Source organism: Pseudomonas helleri, assembly GCF_001043025.1.
GTDB classification, from domain to species: Bacteria; Pseudomonadota; Gammaproteobacteria; order Pseudomonadales; family Pseudomonadaceae; genus Aquipseudomonas; species Aquipseudomonas helleri.
On the sequence record NZ_JYLD01000007.1, the window covers coordinates 104493 to 119267 of the forward strand.

The 14775-nt window shown below is 55.0% G+C and carries 20 protein-coding genes; 11 read left to right on the forward strand and 9 right to left on the reverse strand.

The window, feature by feature from the left end:
• Positions 1-80: 80 nt before the first annotated feature.
• Positions 81-491, reverse strand: a complete 411-nt coding sequence (locus TU84_RS12990) for a PA3611 family quorum-sensing-regulated virulence factor (RefSeq protein ID WP_048369514.1) — start codon at positions 489-491, stop codon at positions 81-83.
• Between the two features lie 229 nt (positions 492-720).
• Here TU84_RS12990 and TU84_RS12995 point away from each other — a divergent pair, with 229 nt between their 5' ends.
• The 3 genes from TU84_RS12995 to TU84_RS13005 all read left to right on the forward strand — a co-directional run bounded on the left by TU84_RS12995 (position 721) and on the right by TU84_RS13005 (position 2857).
• Positions 721-1467, forward strand: a complete 747-nt coding sequence (locus tag TU84_RS12995; RefSeq protein ID WP_048369865.1) for a tRNA-uridine aminocarboxypropyltransferase — start codon at positions 721-723, stop codon at positions 1465-1467.
• A gap of 301 nt (positions 1468-1768) precedes the next feature.
• Positions 1769-2419: a response regulator transcription factor ErdR gene (gene erdR, locus TU84_RS13000; protein WP_048369516.1), complete on the forward strand. Its 651-nt coding sequence runs from the start codon at positions 1769-1771 to the stop codon at positions 2417-2419.
• Between the two features lie 75 nt (positions 2420-2494).
• On the forward strand, positions 2495-2857 hold the full coding sequence (locus tag TU84_RS13005; RefSeq protein WP_048369518.1) for a diacylglycerol kinase: 363 nt from the start codon (positions 2495-2497) through the stop codon (positions 2855-2857).
• On the opposite strand, the gene TU84_RS13010 is transcribed toward TU84_RS13005, so the two are convergent.
• Entirely contained in the window at positions 2854-3780 is a 927-nt protein-coding gene (locus TU84_RS13010; protein WP_048369520.1) for a LysR family transcriptional regulator, read from the reverse strand. The genes TU84_RS13005 and TU84_RS13010 overlap by 4 nt on opposite strands.
• Before the next feature lie 117 nt (positions 3781-3897).
• Between TU84_RS13010 and fpr the strand changes: the two genes are divergently transcribed.
• On the forward strand, positions 3898-4677 hold the full coding sequence (gene fpr / locus TU84_RS13015; RefSeq protein ID WP_048369522.1) for a ferredoxin-NADP reductase: 780 nt from the start codon (positions 3898-3900) through the stop codon (positions 4675-4677).
• Between the two features lie 114 nt (positions 4678-4791).
• On the opposite strand, the gene tsaA is transcribed toward fpr, so the two are convergent.
• The 5 genes from tsaA to rimO form a co-directional block, all read right to left on the reverse strand.
• Positions 4792-5493 carry a tRNA (N6-threonylcarbamoyladenosine(37)-N6)-methyltransferase TrmO gene (tsaA, locus tag TU84_RS13020; protein WP_048369524.1) on the reverse strand — a complete coding sequence of 234 codons (702 nt, stop codon included), beginning with the start codon at positions 5491-5493 and terminating at the stop codon, positions 4792-4794.
• A 15-nt stretch (positions 5494-5508) separates the two neighbouring features.
• A complete protein-coding gene (locus TU84_RS13025; protein ID WP_048369526.1) occupies positions 5509-5970 on the reverse strand; it encodes a YehS family protein in 462 nt (153 codons plus the stop codon).
• A gap of 75 nt (positions 5971-6045) precedes the next feature.
• Positions 6046-6756, reverse strand: coding sequence for an rRNA pseudouridine synthase (locus TU84_RS13030; RefSeq protein ID WP_048369529.1), 711 nt, complete (start codon positions 6754-6756; stop codon positions 6046-6048).
• Positions 6757-6827: 71 nt separating this feature from the next.
• Positions 6828-7301, reverse strand: coding sequence for a GNAT family N-acetyltransferase (locus TU84_RS13035; RefSeq protein WP_048369530.1), 474 nt, complete (start codon positions 7299-7301; stop codon positions 6828-6830).
• Between the two features lie 104 nt (positions 7302-7405).
• Positions 7406-8728 carry a 30S ribosomal protein S12 methylthiotransferase RimO gene (rimO, locus tag TU84_RS13040; RefSeq protein WP_048369532.1) on the reverse strand — a complete coding sequence of 441 codons (1323 nt, stop codon included), beginning with the start codon at positions 8726-8728 and terminating at the stop codon, positions 7406-7408.
• 124 nt (positions 8729-8852) lie between these two features.
• Here rimO and TU84_RS13045 point away from each other — a divergent pair, with 124 nt between their 5' ends.
• The 5 genes from TU84_RS13045 to TU84_RS13065 all read left to right on the forward strand — a co-directional run bounded on the left by TU84_RS13045 (position 8853) and on the right by TU84_RS13065 (position 11999).
• Positions 8853-10472, forward strand: coding sequence for a recombinase family protein (locus TU84_RS13045; protein WP_048369867.1), 1620 nt, complete (start codon positions 8853-8855; stop codon positions 10470-10472).
• Positions 10473-10521: 49 nt separating this feature from the next.
• Positions 10522-10773: a DUF1654 domain-containing protein gene (locus TU84_RS26755; protein WP_048369534.1), complete on the forward strand. Its 252-nt coding sequence runs from the start codon at positions 10522-10524 to the stop codon at positions 10771-10773.
• Between the two features lie 136 nt (positions 10774-10909).
• A complete protein-coding gene (locus TU84_RS13055) occupies positions 10910-11467 on the forward strand; it encodes a hypothetical protein (protein WP_048369536.1) in 558 nt (185 codons plus the stop codon).
• 11 nt (positions 11468-11478) lie between these two features.
• Complete coding sequence (locus TU84_RS13060; protein ID WP_048369537.1) at positions 11479-11703, forward strand: hypothetical protein; 225 nt, start codon at positions 11479-11481, stop codon at positions 11701-11703.
• The gene (locus TU84_RS13065; protein WP_048369539.1) at positions 11700-11999 is read left to right on the forward strand and encodes a hypothetical protein; all 300 of its coding nucleotides are present in this window, start codon (positions 11700-11702) and stop codon (positions 11997-11999) included. The genes TU84_RS13060 and TU84_RS13065 overlap by 4 nt, the downstream gene beginning before the upstream one ends.
• 258 nt (positions 12000-12257) lie before the next feature.
• Here the strand turns inward: TU84_RS13065 and TU84_RS13075 are convergent, their stop codons facing one another.
• A complete protein-coding gene (locus TU84_RS13075) occupies positions 12258-12896 on the reverse strand; it encodes a BRCT domain-containing protein (RefSeq protein WP_048369542.1) in 639 nt (212 codons plus the stop codon).
• A 27-nt stretch (positions 12897-12923) separates the two neighbouring features.
• Positions 12924-13643: a LexA family transcriptional regulator gene (locus tag TU84_RS13080; protein ID WP_048369544.1), complete on the reverse strand. Its 720-nt coding sequence runs from the start codon at positions 13641-13643 to the stop codon at positions 12924-12926.
• A gap of 104 nt (positions 13644-13747) precedes the next feature.
• Between TU84_RS13080 and TU84_RS25565 the strand changes: the two genes are divergently transcribed.
• A complete protein-coding gene (locus TU84_RS25565; protein ID WP_082148716.1) occupies positions 13748-14014 on the forward strand; it encodes a Cro/CI family transcriptional regulator in 267 nt (88 codons plus the stop codon).
• Positions 14011-14634: a hypothetical protein gene (locus TU84_RS13085; RefSeq protein WP_048369546.1), complete on the forward strand. Its 624-nt coding sequence runs from the start codon at positions 14011-14013 to the stop codon at positions 14632-14634. Before TU84_RS25565 ends, TU84_RS13085 begins: the two co-directional genes overlap by 4 nt.
• Positions 14635-14775 lie beyond the last annotated feature (141 nt).

The window sequence follows — 14775 nt, forward strand, 5'->3', positions numbered from 1 at the left end:
TAATTGGCTGATGTAAATGAAGAATTGGAGAGGAGGAGGGTGCACGCCATTGTTAGCAACGGCGTGCAACAGACGCGGAATCAGCCTTTGCGCTTGCAGTTATCGGCGCGGATGTCTTGGGTCAGTACCGATTTGTTATTGCCGTATTCCCGGATGTCGAAGCGCATGGTGGCACCACGAGCCAACAGTTTGCGGAAATTGGGGTCGCTGCAAACGCTACGGCCTAGCTGCGGGACGGCCAACTCGGGAGCAGAGCGCATTTTGGCGGCCATGTTCGGGCTGGCTTCCAGGCTGTTGATCAGTACGGTGCCATCAACCGTGAAGCCTTTATCCAGCAAATCGGGGCTGATAGCCCGTGGTTTCCCAACGTTGCTGGCTTCTGCGGTCGCTTGCAGGGACTTGTTCAGATTGAATTCTGCAAGAGAGGCCGCTTGCGCGCCCAAAGGCAGTGCCAGCATTAAGGCTACGGTTGGAATAATAGTGCGCAACATGAAACTCTCCTGTTGTACGTGACGCAGGCTTTGACCCACCATCGATCTGTGCGTTCAGTGGCGCAGGAGTATAGGTCAGCATTGTGTGTCAGGAAATGCCCGTGGTCATGGTTTGGCATGCAGGCGTGCGGCCTCTGGTAGACTGCGCGCCTTCCTCTATTGAATCCGCTTCTGCGCCAAACCGTGGCGAATCAGCGGTTGCTGGCGTAAGTAAAAACCCATGACCTTGATGACCTTTTCCCCTAACGCTGTAGCCCGTTTGCGAGACGAGCGCGAAGAGGAAAGCACTAAACCTTATTTGGCGCGTGGCTCTCGTGCACCGCGTTGCCATACCTGCCGTGTGATCGAAAGCCATTGCTTGTGCCGGTGGCGGCCAAAGGTCAACACGCGCGCGGGCGTTTGCTTGCTCATGACTAAAAAGGAAGTGTTCAAGCCGAGTAATACCGGCTGGTTGATCGCGGACGTGGTCAGCGACAACTTCGCCTTTATCTGGTCGCGTACTGAAACCGATAAAGACCTGCTGGCGTTGTTGGCTGATCCGCAGTGGCAGCCTTATCTGGTGTTTCCCGGCGAGTATGTAGCGGCTGAGCGAGTCACCCACACCGTCGAAGTCGACAGCAGCAAGCGGCCGCTGTTTATCCTGCTGGATGCGACCTGGACTGAAGCGCGCAAGATCTTTCGCAAAAGCCCGTATCTGGATGGCTTGCCGATCCTGAGCCTTTTGCCAGAAAAGCTCTCACGCTACCGGTTGCGCCGTTCAACACGGAGTGAGCATTTGTGTACCGCCGAAGTGGCCAGTTTGTGCCTTGATCTGGCTGGCGATACGCAAGCATCGGCTGCCCTGGATGCGTACTTTGATGTGTTCAGCCAGCATTATCTGGATGCCAAAAACCAGTTGCCGGTGAATGAGTCGAGTACAGCGCATCAAGAACTGGGCTTTTTTGTAAAAGACCTTTCTCAGAACCGGGCTCAATAGACTAAAGAAGTAGCGCTACAATTTTTAAAGCGAACTAAGCGGCTGGCCCCATTCGATTTGAATGCTGGCGCAGTAATGGCTGTTACTGGACCTCGGTGTCAGGTTTTACGCTTGACCCTACAGTTTTGGCTGGGCATGCTTGGCGCCGATTCGGCGGCAGATGCTGCTCAAACGCTTATAAGTTCTAACTTCTAGCGTAAATCTTGCCCTTTGATGCACAGTTTTCAGACTGTTGCTCGAGTTGCCTTAGCGGGTTCTGGCTTTAAACCGGACCCGCCTGAAAAACAGGATCATTTAAACAATGGCCACATACGAAATCCTGATTGCTGATGACCATCCGTTGTTTCGCAGTGCCTTGCACCAGGCCGTTGCTCTGGGATTGGGTTCTGATGTTCGCTTGGTCGAGGTCGCCAGTATTGCCGAGCTGGAAAAACAGCTGGCGATAAAGGCCGATTGGGATCTGGTGCTGCTCGACTTGAACATGCCAGGTGCTTATGGTTTCTCCGGGTTGGTGTTGTTGCGCGGTCAGTACCCGCAAATCCCGGTGGTGATGGTGTCAGCCCAAGAGGAAGCCTCGGTCATGGTGCGCTCGCGAGAGTTTGGCGCCAGTGGCTTTATTCCTAAATCCAGTTCAATGGAAGCCATTCAAAACGCTGTGCGCACGGTACTGGATGGCGATGTTTCCTGGCCGCCCCAAGCCTTTGAAGAAGTGCCGGTTTCGGCAGAAGCCAAAGCGGCCAGCGAAGGCTTGGCCAGCCTGACACCTCAACAGTTCCGGGTTTTGACCATGGTTTGCGAGGGGTTGCTGAACAAGCAGATCGCCTACGAGTTGAGCGTTTCGGAAGCGACGATCAAAGCGCACGTGACAGCGATTTTCCGCAAGTTGGGAGTGCGTACCCGCACTCAGGCCGCGCTGCTGCTGCAACAACTCGAATCTATATCGAGCCATTAAACTGTCAAACTTCACGCATTTTTGACGCGGCCTGATTTAGTTTTTTCCACTCATTTTTTACGCAGTTGCCTATCTATGTCGCCTTTCAAGGGTAAAACCGGATTTAAACGGATTTTGAATGCTGGCGGTTACTCGCTGGACGGTTTGCGTGCAGCCTTTACCGGTGAGGCGGCATTTCGCCAATTGGTGCTGCTCAATGTGGTGCTGATCCCGCTGACGTTCCTCCTGGATGTCAGCCGGGTCGAGCGAGCACTGCTGATAGCGGTATGCCTGTTGGCGTTGATTGTCGAGCTGCTTAACTCAGCCATTGAAGCGGCGATCGATCGAATTTCCCTCGACTTGCACCCGCTGTCAAAGAACGCCAAGGACATGGGCAGCGCCGCACAGTTTGTCGTGCTGACCCTGATTGCCGTGGTGTGGGCAGTGATTCTGCTTTAAGCGATCGCAGGCAGAACAATTTCGTCGCTGCGCTGAACCCCGGCGGTAAAGGCGCGGCACAGCTCCAGAAATTCGCGCATGGCGGAGGTTTGATACTTCTTCTTGTGCCAGATAAAGAAAAACTGCCGCGCCAGATCCAGGTCAGGGGTTTCGACCGCCACCAGGCTGCCGCGGCGAAAAGCATCACGCAGTGCCAGGCGCGAGATACAGCCGATGCCCAAGCCGGACTCAACGGCCCGCTTGATCGCTTCGGTGTGTTCCAGCTCCAGGCGAATGTTAAGCGCGCTTTGATGATGGCGCATGGCTTGATCGAACGTGAGGCGCGTGCCCGAACCTTGTTCGCGTAAAATCCAGGCTTCGCGGGTCAGTTCTTCGAGGGTGGCGTGCCCACGGGCGGCCAGTGGGTGTTGAGGGGCGCAAAAGACCACCAGCTCGTCTTCAACCCAGCTCTGAACGTCGATGTCCGGGTGGCTGCAGTCGCCTTCGATCAGACCCAGATCAATTTCATAGTGAGCAACTTGTTGCACGATATGAGCTGTGTTCTGGACAATCAGTTTGACCTGGCTTTCCGGGTGAGCCTGCATGAAGCTGCCGATCAGCAAGGTCGCCAGGTAATTGCCAATCGTCAGGGTCGCGCCGACGGTCAGTGAGCCAAAGCCGGACTTGCCGTTGAGCAGGTCTTCGATTTCCTTGGCCTGGTCCAGCAAGGCGACGGCCTGTGGCAATAACTGCCGACCCAGGGCGTTGAGGCTTAAGCGCTTGCCCGCGCGGTCGAACAGTTGGCAACTGGTCTGGCGCTCCAGTTCGGTGATTGAGGTACTGGCTGCCGATTGTGAAAGGGCCAACAAGCCTGCCGCACGGGACACGCTCTCTTGTTGGGCGACGGTAACGAACACCTGGAGTTGTCTGAGAGTAAATCGCATATCGATATAACCGATAACCCTTATCTTAATAATTCAGTTAACAGATATTGTCGTCGCCATTAGAATGCTGTGCAATTGCGCTCATAGTCAGCGCTGGCGAATTTAGGAGCCCCGTACATGAGCAACATGAACCACGAACGTGTCCTCAGTGTTCACCACTGGAACGACACCCTTTTCAGTTTCAAGTGCACCCGTGATCCGGGCCTGCGCTTTGAGAACGGTCAGTTCGTGATGATCGGCCTGCAACAGCCCAATGGCCGTCCGCTTATGCGCGCCTACTCCATTGCCAGCCCGAACTGGGAAGAGCATCTGGAGTTCTTCAGCATCAAGGTGCCGGATGGTCCGTTGACCTCCCAGTTGCAGCATTTGAAAGAAGGCGACGAGATCATCATCAGCAAGAAACCTACGGGTACGCTGGTGCTGGACGACTTGAAGCCTGGCAAGCATCTGTACCTGCTGAGCACGGGCACTGGCCTGGCTCCTTTCATGAGCGTGATTCAGGACCCGGAAACCTACGAGCGTTTCGAAAAAGTGATCCTGTGCCATGGCGTGCGTTACGTCAACGAAGTTGCGTACCGCGAGTTCATCACCGAGCACCTGCCGCAGAACGAATTCTTCGGTGAAGCGCTGCGTGACAAGCTGATCTACTACCCAACCGTGACCCGCGAGCCGTTTGAAAACCAGGGCCGTCTGACTGACCTGATGCGCAGCGGCAAACTGTTCAGCGACATCGGCCTGCCGCCAATCAACCCGCAGGACGACCGTGCCATGCTGTGCGGCAGCCCAAGCATGCTCGACGAAACCAGCGAAGTGCTAAACAGCTTCGGCCTGACCGTTTCGCCACGCATGCGCGAGCCAGGTGATTACCTGATCGAGCGCGCCTTCGTCGAGAAGTAAGCGTCGCTGCACAAAAAAGCCCGCGCTACCCCAAGGTAGCGCGGGCTTTTTTATTGTCCTCGACGACAGGACCTATAGGCCCGAGCTCGCCTCGCGATCCCTTGATTTTGGTGCTTAACCTTTGCTGGCTAAAACAACCTCAAGCACACGAATCACCCCCGGCTCCGGATAATGCCAGCGCACATCCAGATCCCAGAACTGCGCACCGTATTCACGCTCGGCAGTCGGCGTTTGGTAAGCAGGGCGTGGGTCTTGCGCCAGGCATTGCTCAATCAGCGCCACCAACGGTTCCTGCAAGCGCAACCCATGGGCATGCGCTTCGTGCAGCGCTGAGTCAGCCCACCGCACGGGGATCAGCACTGGCGCTGCGCTGGCCATGCTGTTGCTCGCACTGCTGATAATGTCGGCGTAGGGCACATACGGCTTGATATCAAGAATCGGCGTTCCGTCGAGCAGGTCAATGCCCGAAATGTGCAAGCGACCGGCTTCGACCTTATCCAGTTTGACCACCGACTGGCCGATGCCATTGGGCCGGTGAGTCGCGCGGGTGGCAAACACCCCCATGGACTTATTGCCGCCCAGGCGGGGCGGGCGCACCTTTAGCCGGGGCTTATCTTCCAAAGCTTGGTGGAACACAAACAATAGCCACACATGACTGACCTGCTCCAGGCCTTGCACGGCATCGCCTTGGTCAAAGGGCGCAACCAGCTCCAGAACACCCCGGGCAGCGGGTGCCAATTGGGGTTGTCGCGGGATAGCGAACTTCTCCTTGAAACAGGAGCGCACAAAGCCGACAGGCGAGACGGTGTAAGTCATGTGTTTGTCGCCGTATCAGCCACGAACCCGCAGGGTTAGCCCCTTCAGGAAGTTGCGCAGCAGTTGGTCGCCACAGGTGCGGTAGTTGTTGTGGCCGAATTTGCGGAACAGGGCGCTCAGTTCTGGTTTGGATACCGGGAAATCAACCGACTTGAGGATCGCGTGCATGTCGTCCTCTTTCAGTTCGAACGCCACGCGCAGTTTTTTCAGGATGATGTTGTTGGTCACAGGCAGTTCAACCGGCTGTGCTGGACGGCTGTCGTCTTTGCCGCGCTTGAAGATCACCAGGCCATCAAGAAAGTGCGCCATGACGTCGTCCGGGCAGCGAACAAAGCCTTCTTCTTCGTCTTTTTTGAGGTAGGTTTCGATGTCAGCTTTGGTGACGTCCAAACCGCCCAGTTTGATGATCTCGACAACTTTGTTGTCGCTGATGTCTAGCATGTAGCGCACGCTGCGCAGTACGTCGTTATGAATCATGTGGGTAATCCTGATAATCAGCAGTGAGCACCGCAGGCAAGGCTGCGGTGTCGAAATAGGTGGGCGCGGCCGTGTTTAGAACTTTTCTTTGGCCGTCATGTAGCGCCATTGGCCAACGGGCAGCTTGCCCATCGAGACGCCGCCAATACGAATCCGGCGAATCGAAATAACGGTGAGGCCTACGGCCTGGCAGAACAATGCAATCACGCCCGGTTGCGGGTTCTTCATGGCAAAGCGTAGGCGGTTTTCACTCTGCCAGCTGGCTTTGACCGCAGGCAGCTCGCGACCTTTGTAGGTCAGGCCGTGGTTGAGCCGGTTAAGGCCATGGGGAGCCATCTCGCCCGACACTTCGACCACGTACTCCTGCTCGATCTTGCTGGCATCGGCGGTCAGCTTGCGGACGATTTTCCAGTCCTGGGTAAACACCAGCAAACCGCTGGCGTTGGCTTGCAGCTCGTTGCCCACGCTCAAACGCAGAAAGTGCCCTTTAAGCGGGCGCTTGCCGAAGCGGTGTTCTTCGCTCAGGGTTTGAGGGTTGAGCAGTTGCATGGCGCTGTCAGTGTCCAGGCCCGCCGGTGCGTTGAGCAGCAGGGTTACAGGCTCTGGCGCCGTGGCCTTGGCGTGAGGATCAAGTTCGACCTTTTGCTGGTCGACCTTGAATTGCGGTTCGTCGATGACTTCGCCATCTACCGTGACCCAGCCACCTTCAATGAACAGTTCGGCCTCACGGCGCGAGCAGCCGACGAGTTCGATGAGGCGTTTGGAGAGACGTATCGGTTCAGACATGACAGGGGCCGTAATGGAATTGGGCGGCTATTGTACCCGCCTGGCGCCGGTTAAGCCCGGCAACATTTGCCTTAACTGCGCGCCAGCGGCTTTTGGCGTTTGTAGCGCAGGTGCAGCAACGGATAAGGCTGGCCCAGGCCGTCGTTTTCGCAGCGCCCGATCACCTCAAAGCCTTGTTTGAAGTAAAAGCCGATGGCTTGCGGGTTTTGCTCGTTGACGTCCAGCCTCTCGGCATTCAGCTCGTTGATGGCGAACAGGAGCAGGCACTTGCCAACGCCTTGGCCGCGGTAGTCAGGGTGGATGAAGAGCATTTCAACTTTGCCGGCGGCAACCCCGGCGAAACCTGCAATGCGCTTGCTGGAAGGGTCTTTGCAGCAAATCAGCATCACCGCGTCCAGGTACTGGCTGATAACCAGTTGGCGCAGCAAGACAATGTAACTGTCGGGTAAAAAATCATGGGTGGCTCGAACGGACGCTTCCCACACCTCGGTTAATGCTTCGAAATCTCTGAGACGTGGCGTTTGGATGGCCCATTGTTGTTTCATCGTGCGTGTCTCCGACACTGATGATTGAGGAGCCTCCTAACAATAGCCGTAAAAAAAGCCCTGACGCATTGGCGGCAGGGCTTTTTTTAAGCGCAGCGTGTGGCTTACAACGCTTCAGCCCACAAGTCGTACTCGTCGGCGTCGGTCACGCGGCACATGATCTTGTCGCCCGGCTTGATGTCTTTCTCGGTGGCGATAAACACGTTGCCGTCGATTTCCGGGGCGTCGAAGAAGCAGCGGCCAACAGCGCCTTGCTCGTCAACTTCGTCGATCAGGACTTCAATTTCCTTGCCGATCTTCAGTTGCAGGCGTGCCGCGCTGATAGCTTGCTGGTGCGCCATAAAGCGCTCCCAACGGTCCTGTTTGACGTCGTCCGGTACGATGGCAGCGTCCAGCAGGTTGGCCGGTGCGCCTTCAACGGGCGAGTACTGGAAGCAACCTACGCGGTCCAGTTGCGCTTCTGTCAGCCAGTCCAGCAGGTACTGGAAGTCTTCTTCTGTTTCACCCGGGAAGCCGACGATAAAGGTCGAACGGATGATCAGTTCCGGGCAGATCTCGCGCCAGTTTTTGATGCGGGCCAGGGTCTTGTCTTCAAAGGCCGGGCGTTTCATGGCCTTGAGTACTTTAGGGCTGGCGTGCTGGAACGGGATGTCCAGGTACGGCAGGATCTTGCCGGCCGCCATCAACGGGATCAGCTCGTCAACGTGCGGGTACGGGTACACGTAGTGCAGGCGAACCCAGACACCCAGTGTGCTCAAGGCTTCGCACAGCTCGGTCATGCGGGTCTTGACCGGCGCGCCGTTCCAGAAACCGGTGCGGTATTTGACGTCGACGCCGTAGGCGCTGGTGTCCTGAGAGATCACCAGCAGCTCTTTAACCCCGGCTTTAACCAGGCGCTGAGCTTCGTCCAGCACATCGCCCACCGGGCGGCTGACCAATTTGCCGCGCATCGAAGGAATGATGCAGAAGCTGCAGCTATGGTTACAGCCTTCAGAAATTTTCAGGTACGCGTAATGGCGCGGCGTCAGCTTGATGCCTTGTGGCGGCACCAGGTCGATCAGCGGGTTGTGGTCCTGACGGGGCGGCACCACTTCGTGAACCGCGTTGACCACTTGCTCGTACTGCTGAGGGCCGGTCACGGCGAGCACGCTCGGGTGCACGTCGCGGATGTTGCCTTCTTCGACGCCCATGCAGCCGGTCACGATGACCTTGCCGTTTTCCTTGATGGCTTCGCCGATGACTTCCAGCGATTCAGCCTTGGCGCTGTCGATAAAGCCGCAGGTGTTGACCACCACGACGTCGGCGTCCTGGTAGGTGGAAACAACGTCGTAGCCTTCCATACGCAGTTGCGTAAGGATGCGCTCGGAGTCGACCAGCGCTTTCGGGCACCCCAGTGATACAAACCCTACACGTGGATTATTACTCATATACTCATAGCCTGCAGGGTTCGCCCTGGTCGAATTTCGTGGCGCGCGATTCTAAGCGCTGATTAAAAAATGCGCAAAAGCAATTGTTGCTATTGGTTTTCGTTCTCATATTTGGGTGAAAGTGTTGAAGGCAGGCATCGGCAAAGTTTTCAGTTACCTTCGTTTTTCGGACCCGCGCCAAGCAACAGGCAGTAGCGCGGATCGTCAACTTGCTTACGCAGCAAGCTGGGCGGCAAAGCAGGGCATGGAGTTAGACGCGACTCTTACGCTGAAAGATGAGGGGTTATCTGCTTACCACCAGCGACACGTGACGCAGGGTGCATTGGGTGTTTTCCTTCGGGCGATCGAGGACGGACGTATCGCCAGCGGATCAGTTCTGGTCGTTGAAGGGTTAGATCGTCTGAGTCGAGCAGAACCTATACAGGCCCAAGCTCAGTTGGCCCAGATCATCAATGCCGGCATTACAGTCGTCACAGCGAGCGATGGGCGTGAGTACAACCGGGCAAGTTTGAAAGCCCAGCCAATGGACTTGGTCTATTCGCTCCTGGTGATGATACGTGCGCATGAGGAGTCCGACACAAAGAGCAAGCGCGTTAAAGCCGCGATTCGACGACAGTGCGAAGGCTGGTTAGCGGGATCGTTTCGCGGATTAATCCGTAACGGCAAAGATCCGCAGTGGTTGCGCTGGGGGGATCAGGGATGGGAGTTAGTCCCTGAGCGCGTCAGCGCTGTACGTCGAGCTTTAGAGCTGTATCAGCAGGGGTTGGGCGCCGGAAGGGCTGCAAACCTAATGCACCAGGAAGGATATGAACTTTCCAGTTGGGGTATCTCGGGCCAACAAGTTTACCGCCTAATTAAATTGCCAGCGCTGCGTGGGGCAAAGCGGTTGTCTGTGGATGGTGAGGATTACATGCTCGAAGAGTATTACCCTCGAATTCTTTCTGAAACAGAGTGGGCAGAACTGCAGCACTTGGCTAGTCAGCGCCACCGACGTCGTGGGGCTGGTGAAATCCCCGGGATCATTACCGGTGTCGGCCTGGCCTATTGCGGCTACTGCGGTACCGCATTGGTGGCTCAAAACATCATGAATCGCCGGCGCGCAGATGGCAGTCTTGCTGATGGTAATAGGCGCCTGCAGTGCACTTCATACAGCAAGAACGGTGGATGCTCAGCAAGTGGCAGTTGCAGCGTTGTGCCGATTGAGCGTGCGCTGCTCAACTTCTGCTCTGACCAACTCAATCTGCAGCGCTTGTTGCAGGTAGGTGACGATGGGCAGGGCATTCGACAGCAATTGGTCGTTGCTCGGGCCGCTGTAGAAAAAATTGCAAAGCAACTTGGCAGGATCACTGAGGCATTGCTAGATGATGAGAGTGGGTCTGCGCCAGTTGCATTTGTTCGCAAGGCACGCGAACTGGAGTCTCAGCAAACCGCGGCTCAACAGAAAGTCGCGCAGTTGGAATATGAATTAGCAGCAGTGTCCGGGACTTCTCAACCCGCCCAGGCAGGGCGATGGGAAGAACTGGCGGAGTTGGTGGAAGCAGGCGATTACAGCGCCAGAGAGAAGGTTCGTCAGTTGGTCATGGATACGTTTGAACGGATTGTCATCTACATGAGGGGCCTTGAACCTGACGGACGAAAAGGCCGCCTGATTGATGTGCAGTTGCTTTCTCGCACGGGACAACATCGGCTGATACAGATTGATCGGCGTAGTGGTCAATGGGTGTCAAGTGAGGATTGGGAATAGATTTAGGCTGTGATACTGTATACCCATACAGTAATGGCTAGGTGCTTTTATGCTTGTACATCCAGTTTCCTTTTCCCAATCGTCCACATCGTTTGAACAACTGAGTCAACGAATTCATCGTCAAGTTAACAGCTCTGTTGCACAGGCTAATCGGCGGACAGTGATTATGAGGCTGCCTGGCGAGGACACGGAAGATTGGGACAAGCTGATGGATCAGTTGGATGTTGAAGAAAGCGTGCGCGCAACGCGATTGATGGATGGCTCTGTTCAGTTGATTTGGACGAATCAGCATCTTAGTTAAATGCTCAAATGATCTTGTGGTTGAATATAAAAATTAACTAGCGGTATTGATAAAAATAATTACCTGCGGTTAATATGCTTTCATCAGTTCAGGTCTGCCTCGTCGGCTGGCCTGATCGCAAATGGAGGCTCACCACATGAACACCCTCATTCTTTCCCCTGATTCCCGGTCGAAATTGGCTGGGCAAGTCTCCCTCAACGGTGCATTCATTCACTCGCTACAAAGTGGCAATGGGGTGATTTGTGCTATGGCCAATGTTGTGATCGAGCAGTGCGACAGCGCTGTATCGGTACGAGTCGAATTGGGAGACAGCGTCAACAGCATCACCCTCAAGCGTCAGGAAAATACAGCTGAACGAATTGCCGTTCTCCTAGAGGAGCTGGCGAATGGGATTTCCCCCAGCAGCGTGCCCGAGGTTGAAGAATATCTGTTGGTGAGCGACATGGAGTCAATGCTGCGTGATGCAGTCCGGCAGCGTCAGGGAACGTATTACCTGCCAGCTGATGGGGTGGAGCAGCTTTGCCTGTCTTTGCGTACCAGTCGTAGCGACTCAACTCGGACAGTCTTTCGCTTTGAGTTGGACAGTGTCGGCCTGACCCTGCCGCTGCTATTGCCAAATGATGAGGAACTGGCCTACGACCTGCTTTCGGGGTGTGTGCAAGAGCTTATTGCAAACTACCGCTGTGCGGCATAAGGGGCAAGGCAATGGCGATTAACATCATAATTTCAGAACCAGATACCAAGCGATTGTTTGACCGGAGCATTACCGGTTACAGAGCCGCAAATGTTGCGCTTGATGCCGCCATAGATGGCGAAAACTGGAGCGCGATAAACCTGGCACAGAGCAATAGAGAATTGCACGCCAACACAATCGCTTTAATCGTAAATATGTACGCAGACACCACAGCAGGCCAAGGAGCGCAGTCATGATCGGCATTCCCAAGACAGGTACTCTGGAAAACGGTTGCATCAGTGCCAACGTTACCAGTGGCTACAAGCTCACTACCGCCGACGGTCGTTCTGCGCGGCTGGCAATTATCGATGACCAGGGCAACATCATAGAATCCGGTGATGCCGTAGCACGTGAGGCATGGAACGTGTGTATTGCAGTGATCAAGAACTTCAAGATTGGCCAAGGCCATATTGTGGTTCATAGCGAACCGCCTGGTTTGGTAAGGTCGCGGATAGCACCCACCACGACCCAGGCGCGTAATAACAGAGATTGATAATGCGCACCTACACACTGCTGCCGTGTCCTTGGTGCAAGTCGCCGGCCAAATTGGATCAAGATTGCAATGCTGGCTGGTATGTGAGCTGTTCCTTTGTGCGTTGTCCGGTCCTGCCGATCAGTGCCGACTACAAGTTTGCGCACATGGCGGCTATGGCCTGGAACTGTTGCGGCCAGTCCGACCGGTTGCCCGCATTGATGCCTGCGCCGACTGAAAAGCATGGCTCTTCGAACTAGTGCGTTACGAATAACGCGCTTAACCGAGAAGAACCCGCTGCCATTGCTCTTCACCAATGATGGCGATGGGAATGCCTTCCTCACGCAGCTCGACCGCGCGGAGAATTTTGGCGCCGTAACTGCTGTGAAGCCATTGCTCATTGCCGATGCTGCCGACTACCAGGTAGTCAACTTTCTTGCTCACGCCTGGGGCGATATTTGCACCAAGCTCGCGCACTAGGCGCTCACATTCCTTCCGCGGTCCAAAGGCCATGGTTCCGGTAAATACGAATGCTCGGCCCTCACAGACTATATTGGGTTCAGGACGGTTTAGAGGCAGCGGGTTAGGTGCACTGTAGGCTTCGGGTGTGGAACCTTTGGTGCTGAGACCGGCAAAGCCACGGAGGGTATCAAGAAGTTCGGCAGATTCTTCTTGGTCCAGTTCACCGTCCTGTAGCATCAAGTTGATGCGTTGATATAGCAAATTGATCACTGGATCATCTAAATGTGCAACTTGTGATTCGATCCATTGACGCAGGAACTTGGCCTCGTCAAGTGTGACTACGCCGTCAGCAGCGATACCAGCAGCCAGACCTGCCAGCACGTCTGCACTGCGACGATCCATGCGAGCGGCATTGAAAAAACGGCTGTTTTTAAACTCGTTATGGAGATCAGACATTATTCACTTTCCTTGTTAGGAGTTGAGCTACATGCCGGTTATCTTGGCGTCAATAGCCCGGCCGGTAATTTCCCAAGTGCCATCTAATGGGACGGTATCGTAATTAGGGTTAAGTGGTACCAAATAACCGACACCAGCGTCCCTAACGTATTGCTTAAAAGTATGCTCGCCGCTGATGGTGTGCTGCGCTATGTAGAATTTACCGCTGATAAGGTCAAAGCCCTCAGGCTGAATCAGAATCGGGGTGCCTTCCGGGAAGCTTGGCGGTGTATCCGATGTCATCGACCTGCCTTTGACTTTCAGCCAATAGCCATTCGGCCCGGCATTTTCGGTAGAGCTCAACCATTCTTCGGCAATGCCAGTTGGGTAGCTGTTCGCAGATTCAAGTCTTTCACCCGCAGCAACCCAACTGATGAGTGGGTACTCCCGGGCTTTCCGATGCGGCTGAAGCATTGGGACGACATTCGAGTGGTCGGTGAATGTTGCCAACTCAGCAATTTCGGCAGCTAAGCGCGGGCTAAAGCTATCGATAGACACGTTGATGAGCTTAGCTAGCGCCGATGCGAATTTGGCATTTAACGCGTTCGTGCCGTTCAGGTAATGAGCCACTGCTGCCGGAGAGATACCTACTGCGTCAGCAATTTTCCTTTGGTTCAGTTTGAGTTCGTTCTTTTTTGAAAGGAAAAGCTCATTAGCAGCCTGGCATTCAGCTAAAAGTTCGGGAGGGAGAGTTTTTTTCTTAGTCATTGGATGACTATAAACCGTTGGTTAATACAGTTCGTTTACCTGCGGTATTGATATTTACATTACCTGCGGTTAATATTCTCTGGTCTAGCCAGAGATTTCTCGTTATGAATCAATTCAAATTGCCTGACCTAGTCGTTCAGAAGGGTCAAGCATCAGTTGCTGAAGCCCTTGGCATTAGTCCTGCGGCCATTCATAAAGCGCTCCGATCTGGCCGTCAGATCATCGTGACAATCCATGAAGATGGTTCTTACACGGCCCAAGAGCTGCGACCTTTTCCGTCGCAAAAAACGTTACATGACCCAAAAGCAATAGGGAGGTGTATCACGCCCGAAAGGGTGAGTGCTCAGAGTATGAGCAGCCGCCTAACATGACTATGTCCAGCTCAGGACATAGATCCATTTCCCGTGACCAAGTGCTGGTGGCCCATGCTGCCGCCATGATTGCGCGCACGGGATTTAGCCAAGATGACTTCGCTCAATCACTGAGCAGCCATTTGCATCGTCTGATTCCAGAGAGGGCAGTCTGCAAGGATGTGCCCGACTTCAAAGCGATAGCCAAGGGTAACGACACCGCTGCCTTCCTGAGAGCGTCAGGGGCTTGGTTACGTCGCGTGAACCGCTGGTTAATTGGTGAGGTCGACTTGCCAACCTGGATCGAGGAGGCCTGGGTAGATTCATTGGAAGGTGACTTCCAAGAGTGCTGTCTTAACGAGCTGGCCAGCCGGCATGGCCTTACGGGTGCGCGAGCGCTGATCGGTGATGCCAATCCACTAGGTGTGTTTGGTGCACTGGTTGCCCGGCTGGGCCATACCGTCGTTCTGGGTAGTGAGATTCTGGCGGATGGTCGAATCGATAGAGAGGACCTGGACAAGCTCCCTGAATTTGTCGATCGCCTGCGTTCGGTTGAAGCGCGCTGCAGCGAACTGCGTTCGCGAGCAGAGGAAGTCCTGCGCGAGATGCCAGACGCTCACAGGGTGAATACGCCCCTGTGACTCTCCAGGATAAGGACATCAAATCTCGATCGGCAATAAGCCGTACGGACAGCCCCAAGAAGGGCCGGCCTACTGCCGTCCATCGCGATAAGAAAAATCCTCACGCCGCACTCAAGGCGCCAGTCCGTGCGCCTCGGTATT